Here is a 21,214-nt window from a genome sequence, read left to right as displayed (position 1 = left end):
AAGTCAGAAGTTAGAAGTCAGAAGTTAGAAGTTTTTAGGATTTCATTTCTAATGGAATTCTTTTGTTCATTATAGCAAACCAAAGAGGCGGAAACAAAGATAAAACCATACTGGTTGGATAGCCAAAGGGCATTTGTGGAGAAGTATCATGATATTCTAAAATCTGATATTTCTTCTGAGATTTATAATGATGATCGCTATGACGAGTTAGTTCATACAACATAATTCTTCCTAAAATATGATTTGAATTCCAGGAATGTTTTTCACTAACGCGTTCATATCTTCCTGAAGACAAAAGATTTCTTTTCAAACCGTAATGCTCTATATAATTGATAGTTTCCAACAAAAGAAAACCGACAATTCCAGCAAATAAGGCCACAACAAAACCAATACTTCCAAAGAAAAAGTAAATAAAAATCAGATAACTAATTTGAATTAAGGAAAACCAAAGCATGTCATTTTTAAAGGAAAACCAAGAACGATTTTCAATTTGATTTAGTTTCTTTTGAATTTGCCAGGCTTTTCGATAGGTTCCAAAAACAGTTTGTATCCAAAAAGTATATAAAGATTGATTGTATTTTGCTGTTGAAGGATCTTCGGGTGTAGAAACATGTAAATGATGTCCGTGATTGTGTTCGATAAAAAAATGAGTGTAGTGAGACGGAATTAAAAGCAATTTTCCAATAATACGTTCTACTACTTTTTCGCGATGGCCTAATTCGTGAGCGACATTTATTCCGTTAGAACCCAAAACGACACCTAAGCTTAATACGGTTCCAATGATTTCTGCTATGGATAATTTCGTAGTTATAACTTTATGCAAAACAAAAAACAGCATACCATAGACAATCAAAACATTTAGATATAAAAGGATATCAAAAAAGCGATTTTTTAGTTTGCTTTCAATTTCAGCTTCAGTATAATTTTTCTCATCTGTTGGAAATAGTAATTCTAATATGGGTAGAATGCCAAAAGCAAAAACTACTCCGGCATAACTCCAGAAATCACCAAAATAAACACCTATAAATGCAATTAACGGAACACAATACGCTAATAAATATTTCATAATCAGTTTGATTTTTGATATAAAATTAGCAAAGATTTTATAGAATTCAGCGCTTTTTTCTTTGGCAAATTTTTAACGCTTTGGTATTCGCTAAAAATTGTACATTTATCGGTTATAAAAAGAAATTGCAAAAATTGGAGAATTCAAAGATTATATATCAAAAGTTAGAAAGCTTTATTAATAAGTATTATACCAATCAACTGCTGAAGGGAATTATTTTCTTTATCGGAATTGGCTTGCTGTATTTTATATTCACTTTGTTCATTGAATATTTTCTCTGGCTTAAGCCAGCGGCGAGAACAGTTTTGTTTTGCACCTTTGTTTTAGTTGAGTTTTTTCTGTTTTTTAGATTTATTTGTTTTCCGTTATTCAAATTATCCAAACTTCAAAAAGGTATTAATTACGAAGAAGCTTCGATTATCATTGGAAATCATTTCGGTGAAATAGAAGATAAGTTGACTAATTTTTTACAGCTTTCTTATGACAGGAACAAATCGGAATTGTTAGCGGCATCGATTGATCAAAAAGCAAACACATTGCAACCAATTCCTTTTGGAAACGCCATAAACCTTGGAAATAACAAGAAATATTTGCCTTTGGCGATAATTCCGATTTTGTTTTTTGCCTTCTTTTATCTTTCAGGAAATAGCAATTTGATTTCTCAAAGCTTGAATCGTGTTGTTCATTTTAAGCGGCAATTTTTGCCGCCTGCACCTTTTGAGTTTGAGGTTTTGAATAAAAATCTGCAAACAGAACAAAACAAAGATTTCCTTTTAAAGGTTAGAACCATTGGTAAAATAGTTCCCGAAAACGCTATGATTTTCATTGGTGATGAAAGTTATTTTATGGATAGCAGCAAACAGGGAGAATTTGAATTTGTCATTCCGAAGCCATCAGAAGATATAGAATTTCACATTGAAGCTAATGATGTTTCGTCACACGATTATGAATTGAAAGTGGTTACCGTTCCATCTATCGCCAATTTTGAAATGGTGTTAAATTTTCCAAATTATTTGAATAAAAAATCTGAAGTTATAAAAGGAACAGGAAATGCCATTATTCCCGAAGGAACACAAGTTACTTGGAGAATGAATACACTGGCTACACAAAAAGTGGATTGGGTAAATGAAAATGCACATTACACTTTTGCCAAAAATGATAATATTTTTTCGTTGTCAAAAAGTATTCTTCAGAATGTAGATTATCAAATTTTGACTTCGAACAATAAGGTTCAGAATTATGAAAAACTGAATTATCAAATTTCTGTAATCAAAGATCAGTTTCCGACCATCAATGTAAACAATGCGCCAGACAGTTTAAAGGTCAATAAGAACTTTGTTCTAGGACAAGTTTCAGATGATTATGGCTTGTCTAAATTGCAAATTGTGTACTATCCTAAAGACAGTCCGAATTCAGCTAAAAAAGCCGCTATTGCTATTAAGAGAGATGTTTACGATCAGTTTGTGTTTTCTTTTCCGAGTAATCTTCTGGTAGAAGAAGGTGTTTCGTATGAATATTATTTCGAGATTTTTGATAACGATGCTATTCATAGTTACAAAAGCACAAAATCTTCTGTTTTTAGTAACCGAATTGCAACCGAAACAGAAAAACAAGATGAAATGATGCAACAGCAAAATGAAAACATCAATTCATTAGCAAAATCTCTTAAAGCGCAAGACAAACAGCTTTCAGAGTTGGATAAATTGCAAAAAATGGGCAAGGAAAAAGATAATTTAGAATACAAAGATCAGCAAAAAGTAAACGATTTTATTCAGCGTCAAAAGCAACAAGACGAAATGATGAAAGAGTTTTCAGAAAAGATGAAGGAGAATTTAGAGCAGTTCAAATCTGAGAAGAAAGATGAAAAAAAGGAACTGCTTCAGGAAAGATTAGAGAAATCAAAAGAAGAAATAGAAAAGAATAAAAAATTATTAGAAGAACTTCAAAAGCTGAATGACAAAATCAGTAAGGAAGAATTGTTTGAGAAAATGGAGAAATTCCAACAAGCCAGTAAAAATCAGACTAAGAGTTTAGAGCAATTGGTTGAGTTGACTAAACGCTATTATGTGGAGAAAAAAGCCCAACAAATAGCAGATAAAATTAATAAACTTGCTGAAAAACAAGAGAAGCTAGCTGATAAATCAGATGAAAACAATGCGGAGAAACAAGATGAAATCAATAAGGAATTCGATAAAATCAAGGAAGAATTAAAAGATTTAGAAAAAGACAACAAAGAACTAAAAGCTCCGATGGATTTGCCTAAATCGGAAGACAAAGAGAAAAGTATAGACGAAGATTTAAAAGACGCCAAAGAACAGTTGCAAAAGCAGCAAAAAGACAAAGCCAAGCCAAAACAAAAGAGCGCTTCCAAAAAGATGAAACAAATGTCGCAGCAAATGCAAGAACAAATGGAATCAGGAGAAAAGGAGCAATTAGAGGAAGACGTAGACATGTTGCGCCAGATTTTGGACAATCTCTTGGCGTATTCGTTTTCTCAAGAAGATGTAATGAAACAGTTTAAAAATCTAAAACGCGGTGCTCCGTCCTTTAATAAAAATTTAAAAATTCAGCAAGATTTAAAGCAACAATTCAAACATGTTGATGATAGTTTGTTTACCATGTCATTACGTAATCCAAAAATAGGGGAAAGTATTACTAAGGAAATTGGAAGCGTTCAATACAATGTAGACAAAGCAATTGAGACTTTGGCAGAAGCCAATGTTTCTAAAGGGAATTCTCACCAGCAATATGCAGTTTCATCTTCCAATAAGCTTGCCGATTTATTAAGTGATATTCTAAACGGAATGCAGATGCAGATGCAAATGCCAGGACAAGGTAAAGGGAAACCAAAGCCAGGACAAGGTTCCGGAATGCAATTGCCAGACATTATTAAGAAACAAGAAGGTTTGGGTGAAAAGATGAAAAAGGGAATGAAGAAAGGTGACAAACCGGGCGAAGGTCAGGAAGGGAATCAAGGAGAAAAAGAAGGTCAAGGTAAGGAAGGGCAAAAGGGGAGTAATGGGCAAAAGGGCGGAAAAGGCGAGAATGGTAAAGGAGAAGGTCAAGGCGGAAATCAAAAAGGTGGAGAAAATGGTCAAGACGGCGAAGGTGATGCCAAAGCTATAATGGAAATTTATAAGGAACAACAACAGTTGCGGGAGGCTTTAGAAAAAGAATTAAAGAAGCAAGGCGTTGGAGGCAATGGTCAGAATGCCATGGATCAAATGAAGCAGATAGAGAAGCAATTATTAAACAAAGGATTTAATAACGAAACACTTCAAAAGATTTTGAATGTGAAATATGAATTGTTGAAATTAGAAAAAGCGGTTCAACAACAAGGACAAGACAGTAAACGGCAATCGGAAACAAATAAGAAAGAATTTAACAACCAAGCTACTGCATTACCGAGTAAGCTACAAGAATATTTAAATAGTATTGAAATTTTAAATAGACAAAGCTTACCTTTGCGCTCCAATTTTAACCAAAGGGTTCAAGAATATTTTAAAACCAATGATTAGTTTTAATTACGAGTTAGATTTCAAACTAGAAGACGAAATGCTTTATTTGGACTGGCTTTCCAAAGTCATTAGCTCTGAAATGAAGAGCGAAGGAGATATTAATTATATCTTCTGCGACGACAACTATTTAGTTGAAATTAACCAGCAATATTTGAATCACGACACCTTAACAGACATTATCAGCTTTGATTATTCTATAGGAAACGAACTACACGGAGATATTTTCGTTTCTATAGAAAGAGTACGTGAAAATGCCATTGATTTCAATGTTGGTTTTGACGAAGAACTAAAACGCGTTTTAGTACATGGCGTTTTACACTACTGTGGCTACAAAGATAAAAGCGAGGACGACGAAAAACTTATGCGTCAAAAGGAAGAAGAAAAAATGAAGATGTTCCACGTGAAACACAACTAAAATGTTTTTAGAAAAATACGATGTAATAATAGTAGGTGCAGGACATGCGGGTTGTGAAGCAGCGGCAGCATCAGCCAATTTGGGCTGTAGCACTTTGTTGGTGACAATGAGTCTGCAAAACATTGCGCAGATGTCTTGCAATCCTGCGATGGGCGGAATTGCCAAAGGACAAATCGTTCGGGAGATTGATGCGCTTGGTGGTTATTCTGGAATTGTTTCAGACAATACAGCTGTGCAATTTAAGATGTTGAACAAATCAAAAGGACCGGCAATGTGGTCGCCAAGAGTGCAGTCGGACAGAATGCGTTTTGCTGAAGAATGGCGATTGCGATTGGAGCGAACGCCTAATCTTGACTTTTATCAAGAAATGGTCAAGGGTCTTTTGATTAAGAATAATAAAATTGAAGGAATTGTAACTTCTTTAGGAATTGAAATAAAAGCCAAAACAGTTGTGCTTACAAACGGAACTTTCCTTAACGGATTAATTCATATTGGCGATAAGCAATTTGGCGGAGGAAGAGCAGGAGAAAGTGCTGCTTATGGAATTACAGATGATTTAGTCAAAGTCGGTTTTGAAGCGGGAAGAATGAAGACAGGAACACCGCCAAGAGTTGATGGTCGTTCTTTAGATTATTCTAAAATGAGAGAAGAACCGGGAGATGAAGTCCCTGATAAATTCTCTTATTCGGATGAAACAAAACCTTTGATACATCAAATGCTTTGTCACATGACCTATACTTCAAATGAAGTGCATAACATTCTTCGTGAAGGTTTTGATCGTTCGCCTATGTTTAACGGTAGAATTAAAAGTATTGGGCCAAGATATTGTCCGTCTATTGAAGATAAGATTAATCGTTTTGCGGATAAAGAAAGACACCAATTATTTGTCGAGCCGGAAGGTTGGAATACTGTTGAGGTTTATGTAAATGGTTTTTCTACTTCGTTACCTGAAGATATTCAGTTTAAAGCATTGCGTTCGGTAGAAGGATTTGAAAAGGTTAAATTTTTCCGTCCGGGTTATGCTATAGAATATGATTATTTTCCGCCAACGCAATTAAAGCACACGCTTGAAACTAAACTTGTAGAGGGTTTGTTTTTCGCTGGACAAATTAACGGAACTACTGGTTATGAAGAAGCAGCTTCTCAAGGAATGATGGCTGGAATTAATGCCGCTTTAAAAGTAAAAGAACAAGAACCGATGATTTTGCGTCGTGATGAAGCTTATATCGGAGTTTTGATTGACGATTTGATTACCAAAGGAACGGAAGAACCATACAGAATGTTTACTTCTCGTGCGGAATACAGAACGTTGTTACGTCAGGATAATGCTGATTTTAGATTAACGCCAAAGTCATATGAAATTGGTTTAGCCTCAGAAAAAAGATTACGCAGAATGGAACATAAGTTTAACGAAAGCGAAAAGATGGTAACTTTTTTCAAAGAAACCAGTGTTACACCAGAAGAAGCAAATCCAATTCTGGAAGCCAAAGAAAGTTCTGCAATGGTCCAGTCGGATAAAATGTTTAAAGTGTTTTCCAGACCACAAATTGAATTAGATGATTTTCTAAAATTCGATAAGGTTAAGAATTACGTTGCCGAAAATGATTTAGATAAAGAAATAATCGAGCAGGCAGAAATCCAGGTTAAATATTCAGGTTATATCGAAAAGGAAAGAAACAATGCCGAAAAGTTAATCCGTTTAGAAGATATTAAAATACCGGAGAATTTCGATTACAATAAAATCAAATCAATGTCGATAGAAGCCAAACAAAAACTCAGCAAAATCCGTCCGGTAACCATTTCACAAGCATCAAGAATCAGTGGAGTTTCTCCGGCTGACATTTCTGTTTTATTAATTTACATGGGCAGGTAAATTTTAAATTTCAGATATCTGATATTAAATATTTGAAATCTAATATTAATCACGTTCCACGTGAAACCAAGTTTGCTAAGCCTTATCAATACAGCCTTTATATGAGTTTTCAAAACAATATTTTTTTTCAAAAAGTTAGAGACTATTCTGTTTCAAAAGAAATTTTCGAATTGCATCACAATCCCGAATATGATTTATTAATCACGTTTCCAAAACCAAGTCTAGAAAAATTACCAAGCTATTACGAAAGTGAAGATTATATTTCGCATACCGATGGAAAGCGCTCTTTATTTGAAAGAATGTACCATTTGATAAAAAATATTGCACTTAAAAACAAATTAAAATTAATTAACTCACAATCTGAAAAAGGAAAACTTTTAGACATTGGAGCAGGAACCGGAGATTTTTTAGTTGTTGCAAAAAATAATGGCTGGCAAACAACCGGAATAGAACCAAGTGCAAAAGCAAAAGCAATTGCTTTAAGTAAAGGAGTAAATTTTGCAGACAACCTTTCCGATTTAGAAAGTCGTTCCTTTGATGTAATTACGATGTGGCATGTATTAGAACATGTCCCAAATCTTGAAGAATATATTTTGGAATTGAAAAGATTAGTTAAACCAACCGGAACTATTTTGATAGCAGTACCAAACTTCAAATCATTTGACGCAAATTATTATGGAAGGTTTTGGGCAGCTTTTGATGTGCCAAGACATATTTGGCATTTTTCAAAAACAGCAATTGATAAATTGTTTACAGAAAAAGAAATGAAATTGGTTGATGTGCTTCCAATGAAATTTGACAGTTTTTATGTAAGCTTATTATCTGAAAAATACAAAACCGGAAAAATGAATTTCATCAAAGCTTTTTTTGTCGGATTGAAATCAAATCATAGTGCTCAACAAACCAAAGAGTATTCTTCACACATTTACGTTATAAAAAACAAGTAAAAATCAATTTAAAGCGCATCATTTAACTAAACAAAGCAAGAATAAGCAACAAGCTATTTAAAACAAGAAATGCTTTTAAACGGCTTTATTTGAAGTTAAAAACTATAGCCAGACATTATTAATAATATTTTTACAATAACTAAAACTTATAACACAAAAAATACAGAAATTCAACCTTTAGCTAATTGAATATTATTTTTATACTTTTGAAACCGAAATTAAATTTATCAAATCATGATTAAAAAAACAGTTATCCTTTTTGCATTCGCAATTGCAATTATTTCTTGTAATAAACCAACAGAAACAAAAGAATTTAAAACAGCTTACATTGATACCTCTAAATTAATGGATGAATCTACAGAAGCGAAAGACATCGGAGCGAAATACAAAGAAAAATCAAAAGTAATGGGCAATCAGTTAGAGGCTGAAGTTGCTCGTTTTAAATCAGAAGCGGCAAGTTTTAAGCAGAATGCACAAGCAAACGGACAAGCTTGGGCTCAACAAAAAGGTGCTGAATTATCGCAAAGAGAACAACAATTAAACTATGCTCAACAAGCAATGCTACAACAATTGCAACAAGAAAGCGGTGCTGAAATAGATTCTTTAGTTAGCGGCTACAGAAAAATGCTGAAAGAATACGGTAAAGAAAAAGGATACGATTATATTTACGGATCAGGCGAAGCGGCACCATCAATTTTATATGCAAAAGACAACTATGATATTACTGCTGAAATAATCAAAAACGTCAACGATAAATATAAAGCTGCCGGTAAAAAGGACGATACTCCAAAAGAAGAAAAGAAATAACAAAATTTATTTTGTAAGATAAAAAGCCTGCAATTTTGTAGGTTTTTTTTGTTGTATGTTGAAATACAATGTTTTATATTTGCTTCTAAATTATACGCCATGGAATCATTATCAGTCGAAGCAAACTATGTATTGCAATTTATCAATCAAACCAATCGCTCTATTTTCCTTACGGGAAAAGCCGGAACCGGAAAAACGACACTTCTAAAAGAGATAATTAAATCTACACACAAAAATTGTGTAGTAGTCGCTCCAACAGGAATTGCCGCATTAAACGCTGGCGGAGTTACCATTCATTCGATGTTTCAGTTACCTTTCGGCGGATTCATTCCCGATAATTCTACTCCTCAATTTTTAGAAAATTCTAAATTCGAAACCAAAGCAACGTTACGCAGACATTTTAAAATGAGCGGATTGAAAAAATCCGTCATTCAAAATATGGAATTGCTAATCATTGACGAAGTCAGTATGTTGCGTTCTGATTTGATGGATGCCATCGATTTTATGTTACAATCTGTAAGAAGAAAAAACCAAGCTTTTGGTGGAGTTCAAGTGCTTTTTATTGGCGATTTATTGCAATTGCCACCAATAATTCGTGACGAAGAATGGCGAACCTTGCGTTCGTATTATAAAGGGAAATTCTTTTTTCATTCACATGTTATTCAGCAAAATCCACCTTTGTATATCGAATTGTCTAAAATTTTCCGACAAACCGATGAGCAGTTTATTTCGGTTTTGAATAATTTAAGAAACAATCAAATTTCGCAAAGCGATATTAAAATTCTCAATCAATTTGTTCAACCCAATTTTGATTTAAAAGCAAACAAAGGTTACATCACTTTAACAACACATAACGTCAAAGCCGATTCTATAAATTCGCAATCATTACTCGATTTAAAAGGAAAATCTAAGGTCTATAAAGCATTAATTGTTGACGATTTTCCAGAAAAAATCTATCCGTTAGAAGAGAAACTAGAACTAAAAGTTGGAGCTCAAGTCATGTTTATCAAAAACGATTTGTCCTTTGATAAAAATTATTTCAACGGTAAAATGGGCGTTATTAAATCGCTATCAGATGAAGAAATCATGGTTCACTTTCCCGAAGAAAATAAAACTATAGAAGTGGAGCGTTATGAATGGCAAAACATCCGCTATTATGTAGATGAAAACACCAAAGAAATCAATGAACAAGTTCTCGGAACATTTACACATTATCCGATAAAATTAGCTTGGGCAATCACAGTTCACAAAAGTCAGGGATTGACATTTGAAAAAGCAGCACTAGATGTTTCGCAAGTTTTTCTTCCCGGACAAGCCTATGTGGCACTTTCCCGATTGCGCTCTTTAAACGGTTTGGTTTTGCTTTCTCCATTGCAAATGAATGGTATTTCAAGCGATCAAGATGTGATGGAATATGCCGAAAATAAAGCTAGCGAAGCACTTCTGGAAAATTCCTTGAAACATGAAACCAAAAATTTTATCCATAACTATTTAAAATCCAGTTTCGATTGGGCAGATTTGGCTCAAGAATGGCGCAATCATCAGTTTAGTTATAACGAAAATTCAGAATTATCGGCCAAATCAAAACATGCTGTTTGGGCAAAAAAACAAACCGAACTAATTGAAAGTCTTTCGGAACCATCCCGAAAATTTATTTCGCAATTGAATACACTTTTCAGAGAAGAAGTCGATTTTAAATTTGTTTACGAAAGAATTCAAGCCGCGTATTCTTATTTTTTACAACCATTAGATAATTTAGTTTATGAAATTCTATGGAAAATAGAAGAAGTAATTCGGATAAAAAAAGTCAAAGCATTTTATGATGAATTAGTGGTTTTAGAAACGCTACAAGTCAAATCGGTTTTACAATTAATGAAAGCCAAATTGCTAATAGAAACAGTAGTGAAAGGCGAAACAATTTCTAAAGAAAAATTATCTTCTGAAGCAATTAAATATTACAAAATCCGAAAAATGGAAACCATTCGGGAAGAATTTAAAAATTTAAACGTGACTTTAATTGAAGATGAAGTCGATTTAGAACGCTACACCAAAAAGAAAAAGACATACAAAGAACCCAAAAAATCAACCGTTCAAGAAACCTATGAATTGTGGTTGGAAAAGAATTCTATTAAAGAAATAGCAGCGATTCGAAAGCTAACAACCCAAACAATTGGCGGTCATATTGCTAAGCTCATAGAAACAGAAACCATCTCAATTACCGATGTTTTACCAGAAGAAAAAATTCAGGAATTAGCCAAAGCTTTTAAAGGTTACAAGGAAGAAACCCTCAATGGATTGAAAGAACAATACGGAGATAAATTCACTTGGGATGAACTCAAAATGTTTAAAGCAAGTTTGTAATTATCCCGCTAGGGATTAAATTCGGATAGCAAAACAAATCAACCAATATTAAAATCCCTTTAGGGATGATATATCGGTAGATGATGATATATCGGTAATTAGCTCAACCAAAAAACTGCTAAAACCGCTGGAACAAAATAAATAGCAATGGTTCGAGCACCGTCATAATCCTTGGCCAATCTTTGACCTAAAAGCAATAAAATCAATGTAATACACGAAAAAACAGCGCCATAAAAACCAAATGTTCTTCCGCCATTAATCAATAATTCTACACAACCAACCAAAGTTAAAACACCGGTTATAAGTTCTAGAATAAGAATAGTTCCCAAAGCTAATGGAACATTATTTTTCAATAATGAAGTATTGGCGAAATGCCCTTTAAGCCAATCAATATTTCCTTGCCAGCCGAAGATTTTATCATAGGCCGATTGCACAAAAGTTACTGCAAGAAAAAGCAAAACAAGTATCGAAGCTGTGTTAGTCATGATGGTTACGTTTTATGGATTAATCGAGTAAGTTTTATAGATAAATCAGTTAATATAATTTTGGCATTTCCGTTGCGTTCAATATGATAAATCGCAGCTGAAAGTTCACTAAAAATAGCATTAATATTGTTCCCATTTACAAATGGAGCAAATTTATCAAAAGTAAAATTTTCCACTTGTGGTTCAACATAAACAAGATTTTTGGTTTCATAATTGTGCATCAAAGCTTGGCGGAACATGACAATACAATAATTCAAAAACTGCTTTTGCCCTTCGCGACCCAAACTTGCAATTTCTTCACTCCATAAAATTAAATCTTGAATAGCCGAAGCATTCTTTTTTGCGCTGAAAGCTGCTCGAACCCATGCTACAAACCATTTTTCAAAAGGAAAATCTTCGGTATCATTTTTCACAATATGAAGCGCTTTATTATAATTTCCTTGTGCTTGATGTGCTACTTTTGATGCTGAAGAATCGTCTAAAAAATAGTTGACTTTTAACGCTTTCGAAATTTCGGCTTCAGGCAAAGCACCAAAATGAAGCACTTGACATCGTGACCGAATGGTTTGAATAATATCTTCTTCGTTTTCAGAAATTAGCAAGAACAATGTTTTTTCAGGCGGTTCTTCCAACAATTTTAATAATTTATTGGACGCAGCAATATTCATTTTGTCAGCCATCCAAACAATCATAATTTTATAACCACCTTCATAGGATTTTAAGGCCAAAGACTTTAAAATATCCTGAGCATCTTCGACACGAATTTCACCTTGTTTGTTTTGTACGCCCAAATGTTTGTACCAATCAAATAAACTTCCGTAAGGATTTTTCAAAACAAACTCGCGCCAATCCATAATAAAATCAGCGCTTTTTGGTTTTGTTTTCACATCGTCATTAGTAACATTTGGATAAACAAAGTGCAAATCAGGGTGCGAAAGCGATTGAAACTTTAGATTGCAACTTTCGTTTCCGCCACTATTTTCGTGTCCTTGATTATTACACAAAACAAATTGTGCATAAGCAATTGCCATGGCTAAAGTGCCAGAACCTTCCGGGCCAACAAACAATTGTGCATGCGGAATTCTTCCCGACAACGCGCTTTTAACGAGATGATTTTTTATGTAATCCTGACCAAGAATATCTGAAAACTGCATAAAGCAAATATAGAAGAAATATTTTGCTATTAGTAAATCAGACAATGATATTCAAAACAAATTCAGGTAGAAATAGCGGCTAAACAAATTGTTATTTATTTGAAAACAAAGATTTTAACACTTAAAATTTAGTTAAAAAACATCGATAAAAGCACAAAAAACATCGATGAAACTAATTTTTATTATATTTGCAATGATTCATACCTTTTAAATTACTAAATGAAAACGCTTCAAGATTTTAATTTCAACGCCAAAAAAGCAATAATAAGAGTTGATTTCAACGTGCCTTTAGACGAGAATTTCAATGTGACAGATGCTAACAGAATTGAAGCCGCAAAGCCAACTATAGATACCATTCTAGCTGATGGTGGAAGTGTAATTTTGATGTCACATTTAGGAAGACCAAAAGGAAAAGAAGATCAATATTCGCTACAACATATTGTGGCAAAAGTAACAGAAGTGTTGGGAGTAAATGTACAATTTGCTTCAGATTGTAGAGGAGAAATAGCTACAAATGCCGCTAAAAATTTAAAACCTGGCGAAGTTCTTTTATTAGAAAACCTTCGTTTTTATGCTGAAGAAGAAGACGGAGACGAAAATTTTGCTAAGGAATTAGCTTCATTAGGTGATATTTATGTGAACGATGCTTTTGGAACAGCTCATAGAGCACATGCTTCGACAACAATAATTGCTAAATTCTTTCCAAATCACAAATGTTTTGGATTGCTTTTGGCCAAAGAAATAGAAAGTTTAAACAGAGTTTTAAATAATTCAGTGAAACCGGTAACAGCAGTTCTTGGAGGTTCAAAAGTCTCTTCAAAGATTACAGTTATTGAAAACATTTTAGACAAAGTGGATCACATGATTATCGGTGGCGGAATGACATTCACTTTTATAAAAGCCTTAGGCGGAAAAATTGGAAACTCAATTTGTGAAGATGACAAACAAGAATTGGCTTTAGAAATTTTGCATTTGGCCAAACAAAAAAACGTTCAGATACATATTCCGGTTGATGTTGTTGCAGCAGATGCTTTTTCAAATGATGCGAAAACTCAAGTTGTTGATGTTAGGCAAATTCCAGATGGATGGCAAGGTTTAGATGCCGGGCCAAAATCATTAGCAAATTTCAAAGAAGTGATTATGAATTCAAAAACAATTCTTTGGAATGGTCCATTAGGCGTTTTTGAAATGGAAAATTTCGCTAACGGAACAATTGAATTAGGAAATTATATTGCAGAGTCAACAGAAAACGGAGCATTTTCACTTGTTGGCGGCGGAGATTCAGTTGCGGCGGTGAAACAATTCGGATTGGAAGACAAAATGAGTTATGTGTCAACTGGCGGTGGAGCCATGTTGGAGATGTTAGAAGGAAGAGTATTACCTGGAATTGCTGCCATTTTAAGTTAAAATTTTAAAGCAGCACAATAAAAAATAATAAAAAACGTTATTAATTATACTTAATTAATAACATACAGATTTGAAATATATCACTTTATAAAATAAAGTTATGACCATAAAAAACCTAACCTCATTAGCATTACTGCTAGCTTCTTCCGCAATTTTTGCCCAAGATACTATCGTTGCTACATCAGTAAAAAAAGAACCGCTTTCCAGAAAAGAAGTCTTGGATTCCATCAAGGCAACTTTTGTTCAAGACAACATTGCATCATGCATTGACAGTTTATGGATGAAGGAATTGGCAAGTTTGGACTTATATGATGAATTGGCTTTTGACATCCAGAACATTAATGTTGATGAAAAAGTGGATTACGAATTGCCTACAGAACTTTTGAAAGAGAGATTGAAAAAACTGGACGAGAAATCCCCATTTAACATTGAATACAATGTTGGTTTGGAAAACGTAATCAAATCATTCCTAAAGAATAGAAAAAGATCTTTCGAGAGATTAATAGGTATTTCACAATACTATTTCCCAATGTTTGAAGAGTCGTTAGCGGCACAAAACATTCCATTAGAAATTAAGTATTTATCTGTTGTTGAGTCAGCTTTGAATCCGAGAGCGGTTTCCAGAGTAGGCGCAACTGGTTTATGGCAGTTTATGTACCAAACGGGAAAACAATACGGACTGAAGGTTGATACGTATGTTGATGAAAGAAGCGATCCATTGAAAGCAAGTAAGGCCGCTACTCAATACATGAAAAACATGTATGCTATTTTTGGCGACTGGGATTTGGTTTTAGCCTCTTATAATACTGGACCTGGAAATGTTGCCAAAGCTATCCGTCGTTCAGGAGGAAAACAAAATTACTGGAACATACGACCATATCTTCACAAAGAAACACAAGGATATTTACCTGCGTTTTTAGCAACAATGTACATCTTTGAATACCACAAAGAACACGGAATAAAACCTGATAGAGCTATCGCAAATCATTTTGCCACAGATACTGTGATGATAAAAAATGCGATGACTTTCAAACAAATTTCAGATTTGCTGGATGTTCCTGTGGCGGAATTGCAGTTTCTAAACCCATCATACAAGAGAGAAGTAATCCCATTTATCACAGGTGAAAATCATTATTTAACACTACCAGTAAATAAAGTGGCTGTTTTCACTTCCAACGAAGATAAGATTTATGCCTTCGTTCAATATGAATCAAGCAAAAGAGAAAGACCTTATGAAAGGCTGGCAAACAACTCTAATTTCTCTGATAATGATGGAACAGTTTCAAGAGTTAAATACCATAAAGTTAGAAGAGGCGATAGTTTAAGTGAGATTTCAGATAGATATGGCATCACTATGTCAGAACTTAAAAAATGGAATCATTTGCGTAGCAACAAAGCACCAATGGGTAGAAGATTAAAAATCATTACTACGGAAGCGGTTGCAACCAATGACAAAAAAATCACAAAACCAGACACAACTTCTGTAAAAGAAACTACAGTTTTAGCATCAAATACAGCTAAAACATATAAAGAAGAAAAAGTGGTTTCGTATAAAGATGTTGTAAAATATCACAAAGTTAGAAGAGGCGATAATCTTGGAGAAATCTCAGATAAATACGGAGTTTCCGTTGCCGAGGTGAAAAAATGGAATCGTTTAAAAGGAAGCAATATAGTTCCCGGAAAAAGCTTAAAAATAATTAAAAACGAAAGAGTTGTAACTTCAGTTAGAAAAGAAATAAAAGCAGATAGAAATGCTGTTGAAACGGCTGTTGCTTCAAATGAAGCAAATGAAAACCCAAGTGATTTTTATGAAGTTCAAAGAGGTGATAATTTATTCAGCATTGCCAAAAAATTCAATGTTAGTTTAGAAGATTTAAAAAGATGGAATAATCTAAACGATTTGAATGTTGAACAAGGTTCTAAATTGGCATTAGTTAATAATGATGCAGAACCTGTAAAAGAAACAACGTATAAAACCGAAGTTAAAATCACGGAACACATTGTTGACAGAGGCGAAACCTTAGGTAGCATTGCCAGAAAATTTGATGTTTCAATTTCAGACATTAAAGACTGGAACAAGATTGAAGATAATACGGTTCAACTTGGAGCAAAATTAATCGTTGGAAAAAGATATGTAGTTTCATCAGACACCAAAAGCACAATAGCTAAAAAAGAAAATATTGCCGTTAATGATAGAAATGAAGTAAAATTATACTATGTTAAAAAAGGCGATTCATTATTTAGCATTGCTAAAAAATATCCTGGCGTTTCAATTTCAGATTTGAAAAAATGGAATGGAATTAAAAACGAAAGTTTAAAAGCCGGTATGAAATTAAAAATTAACGGTTAATTCCGAAAATCTTCTATAAATTTGGGTTTTATTTCAGTTATGAATAAGACCCTTTTTTTATGGCTTTTTGTTGCCTGTCTTTTGAGCTCTTGTTCATTAAAAAAAGACAAGTTACCCGACGATTCTTCCGCGGCCATAAATACAATTGCAGTAATCATTGACGACCAACTTTGGAACGGAGAAGTTGGCGACAGTATCAGAAACAAGTTTGCTTCGCCGGTATTAGGCTTACCGCAAGAAGAACCATTATTTACCATCAATCAATACCCGGTAAAGCTTTTCGAAGGATTTTCAACGGCTAGCCGAAATATTCTTATTATCAAAAAAGGAAATGAGAATAAGTTTGAACTCAAGGAAAATGAATTTGCCTCGCCACAAAACGCCTTTCATATTTCAGGAAAAACATCTTTTGAAATATTAGAAATTCTTCAAAAAAATGCACCTGACATTATAAAAAAAATGCGCGCCATCGAAATTACTCACAATCAAAAAATCATCAAAGATTCGTTACTCGACAGCAAAAAAATCCAAAAGAAATTCAACATTGATTTATTGATTCCTTCGAAATACGAATATGTAATGCGAAGAAGAAATTTCATTTGGCTCAAAAGTGAAATTACCAGCGGTAACAACAGCTTAATCATTTATCAAATTCCGTGGAAAAGCATCAGGCCTAATTATGCGGTTAACGATATTGTAAAAATTAGAGATTCTGTAGGGCAATTATGGATACACGGTTCAGCTCCCGGAACAAAAATGGTAACAGAAGAAGCCTATTCGCCCTATTTTTCAAAAACAACTTTGTTCGGAAATAAAACCTATGAAACCAAAGGAACGTGGCAAATGAAAAACGATTTCATGTCCGGACCATTTATTAGTTATGCTATTTTTGATAAAGCCCATAGGCGCATTCTGGTTTTAGAAGGATTTTGTTACGCGCCATCAAAAGAAAAGCGCGATTTGATGTTTGAATTAGAATCGATTATTAAATCCATACAAATTAAAAAATAGCAGCATGAATTTAGAATGGAAAATAAAGCGATTTGAAGCACTAACTCCAATTGAGTTATACAATTTGCTTCAATTGCGAAGTGAAGTCTTTGTAGTGGAGCAAAATTGCGTCTATCAGGATATTGATTACAAAGATCAAAAAGCATTACATCTAATTGGTGAAGATAATGGACAAACAGTAGCGTACGCCCGATTGTTTAAACCAAAAGATTATTTTGAGGAAGCTTCCATCGGAAGAGTTGTCGTTAAGCCAAGTTATCGTGACAAAAAACTCGGTCACATCTTAATGCGGGAAGCCATTTATTTTATGAAACATCAGATTGGTGAAACTAAAATTACCATTTCAGCTCAATTATATTTGAAGAGTTTCTACGAAAGTCACGGTTTTATTCAAACCAGCGAAATGTATCTTGAAGACGATATTCCACATATCGAAATGAAAAAAGAGTAAGTTCTATTTTTTAAGCACAAATTAAATAAAAAATAAAAAATGTAAGATTTTTTTGTTTTTTGTAAATTTCTTTCCCCTACATTTGAATCTCTATTAGTTCATAAAATAAAATACCACTACAGTTTTTTATGAACGTTCAGTCTGCTTTTTTAAAAGTAAATTGATTATAAACAAAAATACAGTATTGGCTTAGTCTCTAATAACCTCTATGAAATCATAGCGAGGTTGTCTATATATTAATTTTTAAAAGAAAAATCATGAATTAAAGTATCACTCTAAAAAAGAGAAAGCCATCCGCTAGGCGGACAGCTCTCACAGTAAAAAAAACGATTTCTCACAAAAGTTTAATTTAACATTTCAAAAATATGGAAAAACAACAATTTAATAAACATTTAATAGCATAAACATTATGAAAACCTTAAAATCAATTTGTATAGCATTAGTTCTTTTCTCTATCACTTCAAACGCTCAAATCACCAAAGGAAATTGGATGGTTGGGGGAAATGGTAATTTGTCTTCTTATGAGACAAAGTATAAAAATAATGGCAATGACGTTACTAATAAAGGAATCGGCATTAACATTTCTCCAAATGTCGGTTATTTCTTTGCAAACAAATTTGTAGCAGGGACTAGTTTCAGTATTGGATATACTAAACCAAAAGATTCGGACAATAGCCTTGCATACGGAGTTGGTCCTTTTGTTAGATATTATTTTTTAAAAGAAGATAAACGCATCAATTTTTTTGCCCAAGCAAATTATGTTTTTGGAGAAACTAAATCAGGAAGTAACAAATCAGAATCCAATGGATATGGGTTTAAAGCAGGTCCTGTAATTTTTTTTAACAATAGTGTTGGACTTGAAATAACACTTGATTATAATTCTTCAAAATTAATTCCAAATGGATCAGCAAGTTCAACGTATAATAACATTCAAATTGGATTAGGTTTTCAAATACATTTAGAAAAATAATAATTTAAAACCTTAAAATAATGAAAAGTATATTAAAAAATATAATAGCAATTTGTTTGTTGATGTATACAATCACAACATATAGTCAAGTTAATGTTGCTGTTTCAGGAATGACCTATATAAGCGGAACCCCAATAAGTAATTGTGGCAATATTGATTTTGGCACCAATCCAACAGTTAGAGTACAATTTGGTATAACCTTGACAAAACCAACAAATCAAGTTGTTGGAGTTAGTAATTTATATGTTTATTCAATTGGTTCATCAGGTTCAAGAATTGAAAGAAAAAACGAAATAGTTCAGCCTACTAGTTTTGACACATACTATACATCTAGCGGAGATATAACTATGAGTGAAAGTGATTTTAACACAAGTGGCGGCACTTTATTTGCCATTTTTAAATCAAGTAGCAATATAGAATATCAAACAACTTGCAGTTATACAATAACTAAAACACTTTCTCCAACGTTTTCACTATTACCTACTAGTTTAAGCCTTGCTTGCGGTGATACAAGTGCAAAAACATTTACAGTCACACCTGCTAATATTCCAAATGGCGCAACTTTAACTTATAATTGGTCTTATTCTTCTTCGGGTTGGTCAGGCAGTACCTCTAATACCAATTCAATTACATTAAGTCCTAGTTCAGGAAGTAATTTACCAACAAATGTTTCAGTAACCCCTGTGCTAAACGGTGTTGCACAACCAACAAAGACTTGCATAGTTACACGCGCACCATTTACACAAACAGCAGCTATAATTTCAGGAGGTAATTCTATTTGCACACCAGCTACATCTGGGGTTTATAGTATTTCTAATCAGGGCACTAATACAGTAACGTGGTCTTCCTCAAATACAGCCATAGCTACAGTGAGTTCAACAACGGAACAAGTATTACCGTAAATAAAGTAAGTAATGGTACTTTTAATCTTGTAGCAAGAATAACAAATGCTTGCAATCAGTATCTTGATGTAACCAAAAGCATTCGAATTGGAAGTAGCCCAAGTTTTAATGTTACCAAAGTGGCGAATACCGGAGGTTATGATTTAGCTATTGTAAATGTACCGTCTACAGAAAATCAAGGAATAACTTCAGCTACATGGGTCAAAACTTCAGGAAATGGAACGATTACTGGTTATGGTTTAACTGCTGAAGCCCATGGTTCTCCAACATCTGCTTGGACAGTTACTGCTAACATCACAGCAACAAACGATTGTGGTTCTACAACCATTTCAAAAACATATAGTTCTGCTGGCGATGGGACACATAAAATGAATGTTGTCCCGACTAAACATAACATTTATGTTTTAGATGATATAACCAATTCAGAAACCAAAAGCAGCACCAACGATATTCAAATAAAATCAGCAGTATTATTTGATTTAAATGGATTAAAAATCCTAGAATTTAAATCAAATTATTTTGATATATCAACGGTATAGAAAGGAGTTTACATCCTAAAAGTACAAACTAATGATGAACTTATCACTTCAAAAATAGTGGTTAAATAGAAATTTTGGTTATGTATTAGTTAAAGCAGTTTTGGGAAACCAAAACTGCTTTTTTATAAAATTATCTCTAGTTCATTTAAATCTTAGAAATCACCAATTCTACTCTTCTATCGTAATCTGCACCTTTGCCCAGCGGAATGGTATTCCCATAACCTTTGAAAGTCATACGGTTTTTGGCTATTTTTTTAAATAGTAAATATTTATAAACCGATTCAGCTCTGTTTATTGACAATTGACGTTTTCTGGTATCTAAATCAATGGCTTCTTTTTGATATGGCGGCGTGCAGCACACATGTCCTTGAATTTCAAATTGAAGGTTCTTATATTTCATTAGCAAACGCGCAATTTTATCCAATTCTGTTTTCGATTTAAATGGCAATTTGCTGCTTCCCCTTTCAAATAAAATGTTATCCAAATAAATGTGATCGCCAAGAATGTGATTCTTTTGAACGGTATTGTAAAAACCCGGAATTTCAATTTTTGGTAAAGGTTTCAAGTGAACGACCACATCAACACGACGGTTTTTAGAACGTTTTTCCGGAAGATTTTCTACAATGTCATCCTCAATCAAAATCCGTCCTTTGCCCTCAATGGTTACAATGATTTTACTTTTAATGCCGTTTTCAATGAATTTATCCTGAATGGCATTCGCCCGTTTTGTAGAAAGTTTAAAGTTATACGCCTCTTTTCCAACATCATCGGTGTAACCAAAAATTTGAATGTCGTCAATACGAGTTGAATCGGTTTTTTTGATAAAATCAATGGCTTCATTAACTTCTTTTTCATTCAAAGTAAATTTGTCAAATTCAAAATAAACAGAATGAACAACTTCTTCTTGAGCTTGAAGAGCAAAGCAAAATAAAATCGGCAAAAACTTTAAAAACTTCAT

Annotated in this window: 17 protein-coding genes and 1 pseudogene; 14 read left to right on the top strand and 4 right to left on the bottom strand. The window is 33.5% G+C overall.

Annotated features, from left to right (window positions below):
* Positions 1-34: 34 nt before the first annotated feature.
* Positions 35-1,066: an alkane 1-monooxygenase gene (locus tag RMN97_RS09205; RefSeq protein ID WP_309614222.1), complete on the bottom strand. Its 1,032-nt coding sequence runs from the start codon at positions 1,064-1,066 to the stop codon at positions 35-37.
* Between the two features lie 134 nt (positions 1,067-1,200).
* Between RMN97_RS09205 and RMN97_RS09200 the strand changes: the two genes are divergently transcribed.
* From RMN97_RS09200 to RMN97_RS09175, 6 genes are all read left to right on the top strand, one after another.
* Entirely contained in the window at positions 1,201-4,584 is a 3,384-nt protein-coding gene (locus tag RMN97_RS09200; protein WP_309614221.1) for a DUF4175 family protein, read from the top strand.
* Complete coding sequence (gene ybeY, locus RMN97_RS09195) at positions 4,577-4,999, top strand: rRNA maturation RNase YbeY (protein WP_309614220.1); 423 nt, start codon at positions 4,577-4,579, stop codon at positions 4,997-4,999. The genes RMN97_RS09200 and ybeY overlap by 8 nt, the downstream gene beginning before the upstream one ends.
* Position 5,000: 1 nt before the next feature.
* Positions 5,001-6,872: a tRNA uridine-5-carboxymethylaminomethyl(34) synthesis enzyme MnmG gene (mnmG, locus tag RMN97_RS09190; protein WP_309614219.1), complete on the top strand. Its 1,872-nt coding sequence runs from the start codon at positions 5,001-5,003 to the stop codon at positions 6,870-6,872.
* A gap of 101 nt (positions 6,873-6,973) precedes the next feature.
* Positions 6,974-7,819, top strand: a complete 846-nt coding sequence (locus RMN97_RS09185) for a class I SAM-dependent methyltransferase (RefSeq protein ID WP_309614301.1) — start codon at positions 6,974-6,976, stop codon at positions 7,817-7,819.
* A 237-nt stretch (positions 7,820-8,056) separates the two neighbouring features.
* Positions 8,057-8,626 carry an OmpH family outer membrane protein gene (locus tag RMN97_RS09180; protein ID WP_309614300.1) on the top strand — a complete coding sequence of 190 codons (570 nt, stop codon included), beginning with the start codon at positions 8,057-8,059 and terminating at the stop codon, positions 8,624-8,626.
* A 99-nt stretch (positions 8,627-8,725) separates the two neighbouring features.
* Complete coding sequence (locus RMN97_RS09175; RefSeq protein WP_309614218.1) at positions 8,726-10,987, top strand: helix-turn-helix domain-containing protein; 2,262 nt, start codon at positions 8,726-8,728, stop codon at positions 10,985-10,987.
* Positions 10,988-11,085: 98 nt separating this feature from the next.
* On the opposite strand, the gene RMN97_RS09170 is transcribed toward RMN97_RS09175, so the two are convergent.
* Both RMN97_RS09170 and RMN97_RS09165 read right to left on the bottom strand, forming a co-directional pair.
* Positions 11,086-11,472 (bottom strand): DoxX family protein, encoded by a 387-nt coding sequence (locus tag RMN97_RS09170; RefSeq protein ID WP_309614217.1) that lies wholly within the window; start codon positions 11,470-11,472, stop codon positions 11,086-11,088.
* 5 nt (positions 11,473-11,477) lie between these two features.
* On the bottom strand, positions 11,478-12,626 hold the full coding sequence (locus RMN97_RS09165) for a DNA polymerase III subunit delta' (RefSeq protein WP_309614216.1): 1,149 nt from the start codon (positions 12,624-12,626) through the stop codon (positions 11,478-11,480).
* Between the two features lie 219 nt (positions 12,627-12,845).
* On the opposite strand from RMN97_RS09165, the gene RMN97_RS09160 reads away from it, so the two are divergent.
* The 8 genes and pseudogenes from RMN97_RS09160 to RMN97_RS12895 form a co-directional block, all read left to right on the top strand.
* Complete coding sequence (locus tag RMN97_RS09160) at positions 12,846-14,033, top strand: phosphoglycerate kinase (protein WP_309614215.1); 1,188 nt, start codon at positions 12,846-12,848, stop codon at positions 14,031-14,033.
* Between the two features lie 100 nt (positions 14,034-14,133).
* Positions 14,134-16,383: a LysM peptidoglycan-binding domain-containing protein gene (locus RMN97_RS09155; protein ID WP_309614214.1), complete on the top strand. Its 2,250-nt coding sequence runs from the start codon at positions 14,134-14,136 to the stop codon at positions 16,381-16,383.
* 39 nt (positions 16,384-16,422) lie between these two features.
* The gene (locus RMN97_RS09150; RefSeq protein ID WP_309614213.1) at positions 16,423-17,394 is read left to right on the top strand and encodes a DUF4837 family protein; all 972 of its coding nucleotides are present in this window, start codon (positions 16,423-16,425) and stop codon (positions 17,392-17,394) included.
* A gap of 4 nt (positions 17,395-17,398) precedes the next feature.
* Entirely contained in the window at positions 17,399-17,845 is a 447-nt protein-coding gene (locus tag RMN97_RS09145) for a GNAT family N-acetyltransferase (RefSeq protein WP_309614212.1), read from the top strand.
* A gap of 409 nt (positions 17,846-18,254) precedes the next feature.
* A complete protein-coding gene (locus RMN97_RS09140) occupies positions 18,255-18,815 on the top strand; it encodes an outer membrane beta-barrel protein (RefSeq protein ID WP_309614211.1) in 561 nt (186 codons plus the stop codon).
* A 20-nt stretch (positions 18,816-18,835) separates the two neighbouring features.
* Positions 18,836-19,717, top strand: a complete 882-nt coding sequence (locus tag RMN97_RS09135; protein WP_309614210.1) for a hypothetical protein — start codon at positions 18,836-18,838, stop codon at positions 19,715-19,717.
* On the top strand, positions 19,654-20,256 hold the full coding sequence (locus RMN97_RS09130) for a hypothetical protein (RefSeq protein WP_309614209.1): 603 nt from the start codon (positions 19,654-19,656) through the stop codon (positions 20,254-20,256). Before RMN97_RS09135 ends, RMN97_RS09130 begins: the two co-directional genes overlap by 64 nt.
* A 6-nt stretch (positions 20,257-20,262) precedes the next feature.
* A pseudogene (locus RMN97_RS12895) lies at positions 20,263-20,325 on the top strand (hypothetical protein); the annotation flags it as partial.
* Positions 20,326-20,401: 76 nt separating this feature from the next.
* On the opposite strand, the gene RMN97_RS09125 reads toward RMN97_RS12895, so the two are convergent.
* Complete coding sequence (locus RMN97_RS09125; protein ID WP_309614208.1) at positions 20,402-21,214, bottom strand: OmpA family protein; 813 nt, start codon at positions 21,212-21,214, stop codon at positions 20,402-20,404.

It is taken from the genome of Flavobacterium sp. (assembly GCF_031381455.1).
Taxonomy (GTDB): Bacteria; Bacteroidota; Bacteroidia; order Flavobacteriales; family Flavobacteriaceae; genus Flavobacterium.
Note: the sequence above shows the minus strand (reverse complement) of the source record. Positions and strands in the feature narration are given on the sequence as shown.

What these genes read in the sequence shown, in the direction of transcription:
- RMN97_RS09135 (WP_309614210.1), top strand. Translation starts at nt 18,836, where the DNA reads ATGAAAAGTATATTAAAAAATATAATAGCAATTTGTTTGTTGATGTAT.
- RMN97_RS09140 (WP_309614211.1), top strand. Translation starts at nt 18,255, where the DNA reads ATGAAAACCTTAAAATCAATTTGTATAGCATTAGTTCTTTTCTCTATC.
- RMN97_RS09125 (WP_309614208.1), bottom strand. Translation starts at nt 21,214, where the DNA reads ATGAAGTTTTTAAAGTTTTTGCCGATTTTATTTTGCTTTGCTCTTCAA.
- RMN97_RS09160 (WP_309614215.1), top strand. Translation starts at nt 12,846, where the DNA reads ATGAAAACGCTTCAAGATTTTAATTTCAACGCCAAAAAAGCAATAATA.
- RMN97_RS09175 (WP_309614218.1), top strand. Translation starts at nt 8,726, where the DNA reads ATGGAATCATTATCAGTCGAAGCAAACTATGTATTGCAATTTATCAAT.
- mnmG (WP_309614219.1), top strand. Translation starts at nt 5,001, where the DNA reads ATGTTTTTAGAAAAATACGATGTAATAATAGTAGGTGCAGGACATGCG.
- RMN97_RS09205 (WP_309614222.1), bottom strand. Translation starts at nt 1,066, where the DNA reads ATGAAATATTTATTAGCGTATTGTGTTCCGTTAATTGCATTTATAGGT.
- RMN97_RS09170 (WP_309614217.1), bottom strand. Translation starts at nt 11,472, where the DNA reads ATGACTAACACAGCTTCGATACTTGTTTTGCTTTTTCTTGCAGTAACT.
- RMN97_RS09150 (WP_309614213.1), top strand. Translation starts at nt 16,423, where the DNA reads ATGAATAAGACCCTTTTTTTATGGCTTTTTGTTGCCTGTCTTTTGAGC.
- ybeY (WP_309614220.1), top strand. Translation starts at nt 4,577, where the DNA reads ATGATTAGTTTTAATTACGAGTTAGATTTCAAACTAGAAGACGAAATG.
- RMN97_RS09165 (WP_309614216.1), bottom strand. Translation starts at nt 12,626, where the DNA reads ATGCAGTTTTCAGATATTCTTGGTCAGGATTACATAAAAAATCATCTC.
- RMN97_RS09155 (WP_309614214.1), top strand. Translation starts at nt 14,134, where the DNA reads ATGACCATAAAAAACCTAACCTCATTAGCATTACTGCTAGCTTCTTCC.
- RMN97_RS09185 (WP_309614301.1), top strand. Translation starts at nt 6,974, where the DNA reads ATGAGTTTTCAAAACAATATTTTTTTTCAAAAAGTTAGAGACTATTCT.
- RMN97_RS09145 (WP_309614212.1), top strand. Translation starts at nt 17,399, where the DNA reads ATGAATTTAGAATGGAAAATAAAGCGATTTGAAGCACTAACTCCAATT.